This is a genomic window from Kangiella sp. (assembly GCF_048265365.1).
Lineage (GTDB): Bacteria > Pseudomonadota > Gammaproteobacteria > Enterobacterales > Kangiellaceae > Kangiella.
Genome location: NZ_JBLXBT010000019.1, coordinates 1 through 11,398, shown reverse-complemented (window position 1 = coordinate 11,398; position 11,398 = coordinate 1). Strand labels below are relative to the sequence as shown.

Sequence of the window (11,398 nt, the reverse complement as noted above, 5' to 3'; positions counted from 1 at the left end):
GTCTCATACATCACGTCATTATTATCGAAAAAAAATTGTAAACGAAAAGTAGATTAATGAATCAATGTCTTGTGTATAAAGACTTTCAAGCCACCTAAATAGTATGTTTACAGAATTTTTGTAAACAACCGCCTCAATCGTCAGATCGACAAAATCTCCCAAATTTTTTGTAAACATGCTTCACTACAAAATTATATGTAACTAACCATTGAACTATGCAGCCTCTTGAATTATCAAAGACATCTTTCTGACTCTTTGAACTGGCACAACCTAAATGTACGACTCAATACGAACTAATCTAAACAACCTGAAGAACAACAAGATCTTCGAGCTACTTGTAGTAGCTGTAATCATCATTTCGGCACTTGAGATAGGCGCCAAAACCTTTGAGCTCCCTGATTCGGCAATCTCACTTACAGCTGTCTTAGACGCTTTCATCACTATCTTTTTTCTATTTGAGTTAACTATTCGATTTGTAGCTGATGAAGATAAGAAGTCTTTCTTTAAAAAAGGCTGGAACATCTTCGATACGCTTGTAGTGGTAATAAGCCTCATACCGATAGATAACTCAGAAATGGCTCTACTAGCACGTTTAGTTCGAGTATTCCGTGTATTGCGAATGGTTTCCGTCGTTCCAGAGCTACGAATACTGATTAATTCACTAATCAAAGCACTTCCACAGCTTGGTTACGTGGTTCTTCTGATGTTCATCATCTTCTATATATATGCAGCGATTGGAAGCTTCATCTTTAACGACATTAACCCTGACCTTTGGGGTGACATCGCTATCTCGATGCTGACGCTGTTCAGAATTATGACGTTTGAAGATTGGACTGATATCCAATATGAGACGATGGAAGTCTTCCCAATGAGTTGGATGTACTACATGTCGTTTATCTTCCTAACCGCATTTGCCTTCTTAAACATGGTGATAGGTATCGTGGTTAATGTAATGGAAGAAGAACATAGAGCCAGCAGAGAGGACAAAGAGCCATCTATGAGTGACCTTCAGAAGGAACTAAGAGAGATGAAAGAAATGCTTTTAGAGCTTCAAAAGAAATAGACAAATTAGCCCCCAGGTAAGGGGCTAACTTCTTTCTGCACAAGAGTATATATGTAGAGACTATCTATCTGTAGAAAAGAGTTAGTATAGGGCTTGTTACGATACACCTTGATAGTTTTCAAGGCTTTGATTAAGAACCAACAGAATCACGTGGCTTTAGCTCAAACATAAACTCCAAAACCTTTTCTCGGCATAAGATGTCATCAGCTTTACAGAGATATTTAAAGCTACATTTCTTGAAATCCCCCTAAATCAGGGTGGTTAGGGAAATCTTCAATAGCCGCTTCTACCAAGCTTTTGACATTGATATTCCGTCCACCTCCGCCTTGTTTCAAGGTACGTATAGCCGCGTGCCAAGTCGCTTGGCCGCTACGTCTGATTTGCAAGCGAGATAAATCCCCCCCAGCTCGGCTCCAAATCTCTTCATCTTCTGGGCCCATTGGGTATAACTCGATTAAAAGCTTTTCCAGCTCCCCCCATTCAGGCTGTATTTCAGGATTAACGGATTGTGTACTCTGTGTCGATGTGTTCAGAGATTTATTGCCACCCTGGTTAAGCGCAATAGCAAAGTTGTTTTCTAAATTATCAGCTTTAAAAATTGGGTGCTGCGTATCAGGCATTAATTTAGGTACTTCATCCGATATGTGCTTGAATAGATCGAAGACCTTAATCAAGCCGCTTGCATCCTTATCTGCTGCTCCACGTAACCCATCTAATAAAGTGGTTGTAAAAACACTATTCCTAGCATTCTCAAAAACATTCGACACTTCATCCTCACGGCATGATGCTATTAGTACTCGACCAGTACCGGCAGCTAATTTTTCGAAAGTGTTTTGACTAAAACCAGATTTGAGTACGTTGCCTTTATCATCTGAGAGAGTCTTTGCAATTGCAGCTCCGCCAGCGTGGCAGGCATCAATAAATACTAGAAGCTGTTTTGATTTTATCTGTGAAAATGCATGAGCTAGCTCGTCAGAGCTTATAGATGTATTTTTAATGTCATCCAAATCGGTATCCACTGTAGCTAACACACTGTCTTCATTTCCCTGCTCACCGACGAATCTTCCTCCATGACCGGAGAAGAATATGCAGACAGTGTCATCTGGATTCACTCTATTAGCCAATTCAGCCAAGCCATCCAATACAGATGCTCTAGTGGCGTATGCATCCAATAACACAGTGATATTGTTATTTGAATAGCCACAATAACTTGGTGATAAGAGTGTCGCTGCGATATCGTTCGCATCGTTTAATACGGCACTTGGTAGACTAGAAACTTTTTGATAATTAGCTACACCAATAAGCAAGGCATGGCCCTGAGGGTATCCGATAGAGGTCATTTATTCACCATGAAAGTAAGTTTCTGCTTTTTCCAAGAATGTCAGGGTCATTGGAAAAAAATCTTAGTTCTTCATTACCTGGATAGTCACCAAGCATGATCTCCATTAGGCTCTTGGATTTTAGACTACCTCCAGACCGCATTTTGTTTAGAGCTGAATGCCAGCGTGTTGACCCACTCTGGTTTTGATTCAAAAGATCCCAGTTCTTTCCTCCTGCTCGGGACCACAGTTCATTGGTATCAGGCCCATTAGGGTATAAGTCACATGCTAATTGCTCGAAAGCGTTCCACTTATCTGAAACACTTGGTTTTGATATGCCAAGCTTCCATGCCTTGTAAAAGCCGAGAAAGTCGCTACAAACCGTCAAACACGGTTTTAGATCAGGTCGATGAGGAGCAAAGTGATCTACCAGATGACTTACAGCAGCCTTCCAGCGCCTCGACAATATTAACCTTCCCAGTTGTTCTGCTTCCGAATACTGGATTGATCGCACACTCTTTAGAAGCTCATGAATCCAGTGGATGAAATTCTCTTCTGTAAAAGATGGGAGGCTTCTGATTATTAAAAGGCGAGTAGCAATAGATACGGTTGGCTTCACAAGTGACTGAGCTAGCGCATTACTGCGAGCAATGGCTTGCTCAAGTTCAGCTTCTAATTGTTCTCCTATAGCGGATTGCTCTGCACTTTCTACCCAGCCAAAAACAGTGGCCTGTAGATAACGATCACAAGTAATGGCTGGAAGAAGTTTCCACAAGTTCTCTCTATCTGGGGCTGCATATAGATTGGCTAAGGGAGTATTTGCCAGCACTTCGAGAAGTCCATTATCAATGGGACTTCCGTTTTTCAGCATTATGAGCAGTGTATCTCGGGCATTTATCGGGTCACTTGGAGAGTTCCACAGAGTAGGCTCCCTCTCTATGGCGAGCCTCCAAACCTGTTGTTCGACAATGTCATTGCATTGGATATCGAATAAAATCTCTGGATGGTTTATAGCTGCTTCAGAAGCCAATTTAACCAGACGCAAGTCTTTGTATTTGAGCGCACATTCCAATACCAGAGCTGAAGTAGCGAATTTAAGTGCGGCTCTAATACCGGAATCCTTCGATGAATCAGTATCTATCTGTAGTTGTTGCTCAACTGCTTCCATCGGAGAAAGTACAGATGCTAGCACAGCTCCATGTGCAACTATCCACTGCTTCTCCAGTAGCGGTGCAAGCAAATCTGAAAGTTTGGAATTAGGTAGTTTTCTTGGGATCTCTGATACGAGTTGTGACTCAATGCCATCAGTATTTGGCATGATATGAATAGCAGCTGAAAACGAATCAGCAAGTGGAACGCAGCGCCATATACCTCTAAACAATGCCGAAGGCTTTTTATGGGCTACTGTTTTTAACGCTGCCTGAATGCTCTCGCGCCAATCATGTATCGCAAGATCTGGATTGACTGAGCACAAGAACAGGTTGCTCAAGTCATCATCATCTACTTCTCCAAAGTCGAGGCTGCTAATTCTGTTTTCGACGGCATTCCACAACCCCTCGGTATTGTTAAACCCAGATAGTGTCAGGTTTCTAATTACAAGAAGCTGCTTGGGGGTTACCTTAGGAATTAAGGTACTAAATTTACTGACCAAGCTGGTTTTTAGATCTTTACCAAGCTCTGGGTTCTTGGAGAGGCCGTCTATTAAACGTAGTGCACCAAGCAAACGATCAACATCTTTATCATCTGAAATCAGAGTATTCAAACGCTCTAGCTTAGAGAGTATTGTCAGTGAATCCAGTTTTATTTCCAGACTATTAGCCAGTTCCAAGACTGGGGTGACATCAGCATGGCCACAAAGAATCCTTGCAGATTCGGACATTGGCGAAGCAGAGTTTTGGTCGATTAGATTCTGGTTTATCCACCGGGATTGTAGTTTCGCTGGGCTACAAACAATCGCTGGCTTTGGATCATCAACAATGTCATTTGGACTAAAACTTAAACGAAAAGAAAATGTACGCCTTAAATCTGGCCAGAGGTTTTTCCATAGAGAGCTAATCAGCTCTTCAAACCCTGTAACCCCAAGCCAGATCGCTGTTCGCCCCTTTGAATCCAGTAGTGCATTGGCTGTTGCAATCAGGTCTGTGGCTGAGGATGACCTAGAAGAAGGAGGAGCTAGCTCAAACGCTGATACGGAGTCAGGGCATTCAGCGACACAGGAGGACAAGTTTTCGAACAGAACGAATAAGTCTTCAATATGAACTATATCCTCAATACGAATAACCAGAGCATGGGTTAATACCATGCCACTTCGAGATGCGTTTGGATCCAGAAATGTTCGAGCTATCACATATTGATCATCAATAGGAAAACCACGTACAAATGGCGACCAATTAGATATTCCCGGAGGGATGCTATCTGGTAGATCTAGGCGAGAAGCGAGAGTTTTGGCTAACTGAGAATTCTTCATACTAGAAGTTCTTAAGCCGTGCCCTCTGCCAGATACCTCTCCGTATACAGCTTGTTTGATGCGCATATTCTCAGGCCTCTTTAGCCATCAAGCGTTGTATCGGCAGAGTGATGTCCTTATTGTGAGAGCCATCAGGCAATATTACATAGCCAAACTCTTCAGGCCCTTGTATCTCGTATTCTTCATCTGGTGAATCTATGCTGAGTGGGCGGCCAAGAGCAGAAAGGCCATAGATTTCTGGCGATTTCCAGTTGCTTGCCAAAAATGACCATAGCATTGGTAGTCTCGAAGCAAGTAGCTGCTCTGGTAGCTCCTTTGATTCCAACTCATCCCAACAGCTTAATAAAATCGTCAGTCGCGGCTGTTTAAGTGGTTGATCCAAATTAGCTTTGGATAAGTAGAGTAGTATCTGAAGAAGTTCAATTGCTCTTGCCTGATCTGATATTTCAAACGCGTCAGGTTGTTCACCATCAGCATGTTGGCCGATAGCCTTGACCTGATCGTTCTCTTTTTTGCATTCAAACAGCGTATGAAAAGGACGAGAGAGTTGATCTTCTTTGATGCGTATGGATTGCAGTCTGAGCATTAGAACCCAATCGGTTGCCCCCACCACACGTTCTTTCCATTTGACGGGTATTTGGCGCTGAGAAACTAGACTACTAACTTGCTCGCCCCCATAATCTGGCCAGACAAGTTCTGCCTTGCCACCTTCATCGCTAGTAACCGGCCATACGCTTTCCAAGTAAGCTTCTGAAGGTGTATGAGCTGTCGCCTTTCCTTCAGTTAAACAAGCCAAGGCATTGTTGAAAGCTTCAACATTTGTAGGGGCTCCAGACATTTGGAGTGAACACTCCCTGACCATCAGACGCTTCAGGAATTGAGCTCCATAATGAGTTTTTCCTACATTCGATTCGCCAATTAAAAGGATGCTTCGTTCAACTGTCATCGTTTATTTCCTACCAAATCGAAACAGAGGATCGTGATTGACTGGGGCTGTCTCTGGTAAAACCACACCAGAACGCTTAAAAGCAAAGACCCAATCAAATAGCTCGTGGAGGCATTGTGCCGAGGGAACATCAGTATCTCTTATGCTGAGGGTGAACTCAGGAAGATCAGATGAATAAGAAGACACTGCTTTTCTTATTGCCTCCTCCATGGCTGGGGCTACTTCAATATCTCCTTTTGTCCAGACAAGGGCCATCGGCCGCCCATCCATTTCTGAGATCACTCGTTGTGCAAGCAGCTGAAAGTCATTTCGCGCTCGTCCTCTTCCAGATCCTGCCAGAGCTTCTCTATCTGCAATGAGCAAAATTACATCTGCGTGTTCGCTAACCCAGCAGGCACCCTCAGCATCCTCGGATTGCTGGTTGACGGACCACTTCTGAAACCACTCCCCGGGAGCATCAGCAAACAGGAAATCACGTAATTCATGGTTACTCTGACGAAAGGCCAGATGAAGCATTCCTGGCGATCTTGATAACCCACTCGGAGTATGTGCTGGAAAATTGGGGGGCTGACCAGGCAGCCAACGTAAGCTGTTAGCTACGGCTTCCCAACCTGAGAGCGTGTATGAGTTACTGAATCTGTACTTCTCAGACTTGTAGGCTCCCCGGCTTAGCAGCAAATATAAAGCGGCTAGAATGGTAGTCTTCCCCGCACTTTCCGGCCCAACAATACCGATAGTGATGGGTTTACCCTTGCCTGTAATAAAGTTAAGGTCAGTCCCACCCATTGCTAGACCACTCCATGGCAACATCATATGCTCAGACAACGCCTGATCCTTATGGGACTCATCGCCGTTCTCTTGATCTTTGTTCCAAGCAGGACATTGCTGCAGAGTCATATGACCGTCAGCACATGAAGTATTATCATCCGCAAAACAGTTGGGGTTAGAGCACTTTTCCATAGGTGCCTTAGCTCTTTTCAGTTTGCTGTAATGGTTCGCTTTGGATTGCCCGTGCGCTCTGGAGTTCACGAAACAGGTATGCGCCCCAAGCAATTGGGTCTAACTTATGTTGAGATTCAATACCTGAAAACGCTAATAAAGCCTCAGTGTCTTCAATAGTTGCAGACTGTGGATAACCAATTAGCGATAACACGGGACCTCTACCATTTGGAGAAGGTGCGTATTCTGCTGCCAACGTCCGGAATGGCTGCATGAACTCAGTCGTTCTTGCCTCATGAAGCAACTTTGAAAACTCTTGTTCTTCATCATTTGCTTGTAAGCTACGAATCGCTTCTTTCAAAAAGGCTGAGACGCTTGCTGGTGAATAGCTTGGCACCTGTTGATGCAGGTCCAGAGCCATAAGAGCTGCAGCTTCGAACGCAGGTAGTTCAAGATAACTTTCGTGGACACTGGGAGAATAGAGAGCTTCTTTCCACCAAAGCAGATTGGTTCGACGTTGCAAGCCAGCAGTTGCTCCACTGAAACTGGTTAGCGCTTTATCAACGTGACCTGCGACAGCTTTTGCCAATGCAGACAGTGGACCAGAAATATCTATAGGATTTGAAGTTAGCTTTGCTGCGATTTCATCAATAGAATTAGCAATAGCGTCTCCCATCATAGGTGAAAATTCGTTAGCCCATTGCGGGGGGCTGTGGGAGTGATATTGATTGCTGGGTGTACTTCCACCCGGCCCTGCAGCAGAGCGGATTTTTTGCTTAAGTTCATCACGGTCTACAACCGGTGCTTCAAGCTCCTGCGCTGTGGAAACTGAGGCTTTGTAACGTAATGGAGAGACTGTAATCATTTCTGGCGTCGCCCATTCCGACTCAGCTCGAGCATCAACTTTGGTTTCGATTTCGCTAACAGCGGCTTTCCAGACTGGGCTCTCTGAAGAGCTTTCAGAATAAGCAAGAGCATTTCGAGCTGTATTGACGAAGGCTACGGCAATCGAGTCTTCTTTGCGAGCTGACTGAACCAGAGCTTCAAGCAGTATTGCCCGCAGAATCGCTACTGGATACCCACCCTTGTAGGCGTTGGCAACAGTTGTCCATTGAGCACGAAGTGCCTGCATGGCTTCTTCTATGGTTGGGTCAGTGCTGAGTATATTGGGGTCAGCTGCAACCAATGTGTATCGTATGGCCCTCGATGGCGAGTCCAAGAGGGTTGACGATAAATCTGTAGCGGTGGATCGGAGCTTTTCGAGTCTGGTGTCATCTCCATTAAGGTCAATAACTCCATGCTCAAGAAACGTTAACAAATACTCTTGCGTCATTACTTACCTCTGTCGGCAGCAGTGAGCTACCATCCCTAGTCTTTTAAACGATTTTACACTCAGTAAATTTATAGTCAAAAATTTGAATCATTAAGTAGGGTCAATAACCTAGTATTTCTAGAGAATCTTTGAATAGTTGAATAACCGTTCCCTTGAGGCTTTGCGTTGCCAACGTGTACCCAAAGCGAAGGCAGGCCTATACCAACCAATGTAATAGGCAGCTTTAGCTGAGTTCGGCGGTGTAAAGATGCAGTGAGCTCTGAAAATTGTTCTATATGAGTGCGAGGAAGATAATTAATGAAAATAACCAACGCAGCCTTAACAACAAAGTCTACATCCACCAGAAGTGAAGTTAAATCTGATGCTCAGAATCCACTATCTGCCAGCCCCAGCTCCTTCAGCACACTCCACTTTATTACTTACACTGCGAAGCTCATCGCACAGTTAGGTTAATTAATAACCACTGTGGTATCATCAATCTGTCAGTATTGGGCGAACGTACTGACTGATTAAGTGTTAGCCACTTCTCGATTTATGGAGACTCATGAATCTACGAGAATGGTTAGCGGATGTTTACCGTATAGTTAAAACTGAAATCATCTTAATGTACTTCCTCTACTTAGAAGTAGCTTACAGCCCTAAGACTATTCGAAAGGCGAAGGCTCTCAGAGGAGCAATCAGATTAATAAAATTTGTATGTAATTGGCCAAGCGATGGAGGTAACTATGAGTAAACACTTGTCATCTTTGGGTCTCAACTTGAGGCCAAGTTCAACAATGACTTCTGTACGAGAAGCACTTAACAGTAAATAAACTTATCAACATCGAGAGTTGTTAATACTCTCATGCAATTGAAAGTAAGGTAGGTAGCAATACCTGAAATTGATAGTTCGCTGTAGAGGATAGAACTTTTTGGCAATCGTTTACCTTGATAATAAATTACTAGCAGCAATACATTCACCAGTGTTCTTTGGTGAGAATGTTTCTTGTGATTTATCGTCTCTCGACTTAGCAAAAATAGCTAGCCACCTTAGAAAAGCGTACTGTTGCTTCGGCTCAAGTGTAGCGCTTAAAGGTTGCGATGTGTGCTTCGGTATCAACCCCCAAAAGTTAACCCTCTGTTTCCAGTATATCTTCTTTATCGCTCAGCTATTACTTTCGCTATCATTGCGAACATTAATTGCAGTACTAAGGAAGGTATCATTACTCACACAGCTGCTACCGAGAGAAAGGCACAGAATTAGAGCTCCACCCATAATATTGACCGAGGCCGAAGCCCCTTTCCTGAAGTAAGAACTACTCTAACTAACCTCAATACCAAACCGATTAAGCCTAAGAATGGATGTATCTGTATCATGATTCCCTTATAGGGAAGATACATAGAAAGAGATGATCTTGGTCTTAAACGAGTTCATGTGAATATCCGATATTGGCATAACATGATAGGAGCCTCTTTCGTTGTCATCAAAAAACTCAACGCCTTCAAACTTACTCTCGGAGCCACTTGTTGGCCTGCGAGATGGTTCTAGGTTTATAACTGGCGTATTAATATCAACGTTGATGCTATCAAGTACTCCTTCAGGCTTAATGTAGTTATACGCGCCTGGAACATCCTCATTGAGTCTTTCTGCATATTCAACCAAGCTTGGCTCTGCGAGCATATACATAAAGCCGGTTTTCTCATGAGAATCGGTCATACGTAGAACTCGACCAAGAACCTGTCTGAAATACAGCTCCGTCGTTACATCCGTTAGGTTGCAGCATACTTGTAGTCTGGGGATATCTGTCCCTTCGCTGATCATGGCAATACTTATAATCCACTCGCTAGAATCTTCTCTAAAGGAGTCGATGAGCTCTGTAGAGTCATCAACTCTACATGATACTAATGTACTTCGTTTCCCAAAGTGCCCATCTAGAATAGACTGAATTTTCAATGCATGTGCATAAGAAGATGCCACAACCAATCCGCCTGCATTAGGTGATTGTTCCCGTATAGAATCAAGTTTCTTTATACTTAACCCAAGCATGAACTGTATCACCTCAGGATGATTCAATATCATTCTGTAATTGACATTCTCGCTTTCGAGCATGCTCTCAATACTATCGTAAAAAAAACTTTCTTGATCTTTCCGAACCATCACTTTATCTACATCTACAGCAACGATCTGAGGTAAGCGACAAGATTCATCTTGAATCGCTTCCTTTAGACCGTAAACAAAATCACATGTAATGCTACCGTCTTTCTCCAGATAGTTTGCAAGAGGAATAGGCAAACTATCAGTTCGCCAAGGCGTTCCACTGAGAGATAAAGTATATGTCGCTAGGTGCTGTATTGTAGCCAGTAGCTTCACTCCCCAAGCATTTGTTGGACTATCTCCATTGCCAGCACAATGATGTATTTCATCAAATACAACAAGCACTCGACTCATGCTCAAATTGTCGAGTAGCTCATGTGATACAGACATCGAATGATAGGTCTTTGAAACACCAATAGCACCTAATTGCCCATTAAAAGGGCGACCAAGTACTTTTTCAAATGTTCTCTGAATACTAGTACTGACCATTCGCGAAGGAGCAAAACAGACGACATAATCGACTTTACCTTCGTCTATTAAGTGTTTTGCAATATGACTAGCAGTCAGTGTTTTGCCGGAGCCTGGAGCAGCGAGAATAAATGCGTTCTTTTTCTTATCGAAGCACTGCAAAGTCTCTTTGACACAGTCTTTCTGCCAACGCCTTAACATAACCTGCCGCTCTCTTGCTCTGTTAAACGAATCACTTTTTTTACTGCGTTAAGCTTTCCGTAAAGTGCAGTTGATCTTGCTCTTGCTTCACATAAAAGCTGATTGATTACTTCCAAACGTGAGGGGTACTTGGAGACTAATTCTTGGTAAGCCTCAATCTCTGCAACTAACATTTGTAATTCGGCACCGGCCTTAGATTCTTCTTGCTGAAGGCAAAATGTACTCTGATTCTCTTGGGTAGAAGGCCTTTCGTCATCACTTTCCATGCAGTGTAAAAGCTCTTGCAGATGAGAACTAATCGAATAAGTTCCTCTGGAGTTTTCTTTACTCAATAGTAGCCCTTGTTTCTGAAGCTTATAAACATTTCGACCAACAAATCCCTGCGCTTGCTTCTCGCTTAGTTCATAAGTTTGTCTCGATAGCTCCACTAGATCCTTTCTTGTCACTTCTGTTCCATCTACACCACGTATCACTTCTCTGAATTTTTTGTTCAAAGAAACACTATTAGTAACCATATTTTATTCTTAAAGCTTAAAACTTAGGATTGCTAAGTATACAAGAATAGGTAAAACTTAGACAATCTAAGTA

At 43.1% G+C, this 11,398-nt stretch carries 8 protein-coding genes; 1 reads left to right on the top strand and 7 read right to left on the bottom strand.

Annotated elements, in window-relative coordinates; all coding sequences use genetic code 11:
• Positions 1 to 274 precede the first annotated feature (274 nt).
• Positions 275 to 1,063 carry an ion transporter gene (locus ACN0VI_RS15195; protein ID WP_417447387.1) on the top strand — a complete coding sequence of 263 codons (789 nt, stop codon included), beginning with the start codon at positions 275 to 277 and terminating at the stop codon, positions 1,061 to 1,063.
• Positions 1,064 to 1,290: 227 nt separating this feature from the next.
• On the opposite strand, the gene ACN0VI_RS15190 is transcribed toward ACN0VI_RS15195, so the two are convergent.
• The 7 genes from ACN0VI_RS15190 to ACN0VI_RS15160 all read right to left on the bottom strand — a co-directional run bounded on the left by ACN0VI_RS15190 (position 1,291) and on the right by ACN0VI_RS15160 (position 11,325).
• Positions 1,291 to 2,403: a caspase family protein gene (locus ACN0VI_RS15190; RefSeq protein WP_417447386.1), complete on the bottom strand. Its 1,113-nt coding sequence runs from the start codon at positions 2,401 to 2,403 to the stop codon at positions 1,291 to 1,293.
• Positions 2,404 to 2,407: 4 nt separating this feature from the next.
• Complete coding sequence (locus ACN0VI_RS15185) at positions 2,408 to 4,915, bottom strand: hypothetical protein (protein ID WP_417447385.1); 2,508 nt, start codon at positions 4,913 to 4,915, stop codon at positions 2,408 to 2,410.
• Between the two features lie 4 nt (positions 4,916 to 4,919).
• Positions 4,920 to 5,795, bottom strand: a complete 876-nt coding sequence (locus tag ACN0VI_RS15180) for a hypothetical protein (RefSeq protein WP_417447384.1) — start codon at positions 5,793 to 5,795, stop codon at positions 4,920 to 4,922.
• 3 nt (positions 5,796 to 5,798) lie between these two features.
• Entirely contained in the window at positions 5,799 to 6,755 is a 957-nt protein-coding gene (locus tag ACN0VI_RS15175; RefSeq protein ID WP_417447383.1) for a TRAFAC clade GTPase domain-containing protein, read from the bottom strand.
• Positions 6,756 to 6,762: 7 nt separating this feature from the next.
• Positions 6,763 to 8,067, bottom strand: a complete 1,305-nt coding sequence (locus ACN0VI_RS15170; protein WP_417447382.1) for a GTPase-associated system all-helical protein GASH — start codon at positions 8,065 to 8,067, stop codon at positions 6,763 to 6,765.
• Between the two features lie 1,363 nt (positions 8,068 to 9,430).
• Positions 9,431 to 10,810, bottom strand: coding sequence for a DEAD/DEAH box helicase (locus tag ACN0VI_RS15165; RefSeq protein ID WP_417447381.1), 1,380 nt, complete (start codon positions 10,808 to 10,810; stop codon positions 9,431 to 9,433).
• Complete coding sequence (locus ACN0VI_RS15160) at positions 10,804 to 11,325, bottom strand: hypothetical protein (RefSeq protein ID WP_417447380.1); 522 nt, start codon at positions 11,323 to 11,325, stop codon at positions 10,804 to 10,806. The genes ACN0VI_RS15165 and ACN0VI_RS15160 overlap by 7 nt, the downstream gene beginning before the upstream one ends.
• Positions 11,326 to 11,398 lie beyond the last annotated feature (73 nt).

Excerpts from the sequence above, each read along its gene's own strand:
- ACN0VI_RS15195 (WP_417447387.1), top strand. The coding sequence starts at position 275 with ATGTACGACTCAATACGAACTAATCTAAACAACCTGAAGAACAACAAG.
- ACN0VI_RS15190 (WP_417447386.1), bottom strand. The coding sequence starts at position 2,403 with ATGACCTCTATCGGATACCCTCAGGGCCATGCCTTGCTTATTGGTGTA.
- ACN0VI_RS15185 (WP_417447385.1), bottom strand. The coding sequence starts at position 4,915 with ATGCGCATCAAACAAGCTGTATACGGAGAGGTATCTGGCAGAGGGCAC.
- ACN0VI_RS15180 (WP_417447384.1), bottom strand. The coding sequence starts at position 5,795 with ATGACAGTTGAACGAAGCATCCTTTTAATTGGCGAATCGAATGTAGGA.
- ACN0VI_RS15175 (WP_417447383.1), bottom strand. The coding sequence starts at position 6,755 with ATGGAAAAGTGCTCTAACCCCAACTGTTTTGCGGATGATAATACTTCA.
- ACN0VI_RS15170 (WP_417447382.1), bottom strand. The coding sequence starts at position 8,067 with ATGACGCAAGAGTATTTGTTAACGTTTCTTGAGCATGGAGTTATTGAC.
- ACN0VI_RS15165 (WP_417447381.1), bottom strand. The coding sequence starts at position 10,810 with ATGTTAAGGCGTTGGCAGAAAGACTGTGTCAAAGAGACTTTGCAGTGC.
- ACN0VI_RS15160 (WP_417447380.1), bottom strand. The coding sequence starts at position 11,325 with ATGGTTACTAATAGTGTTTCTTTGAACAAAAAATTCAGAGAAGTGATA.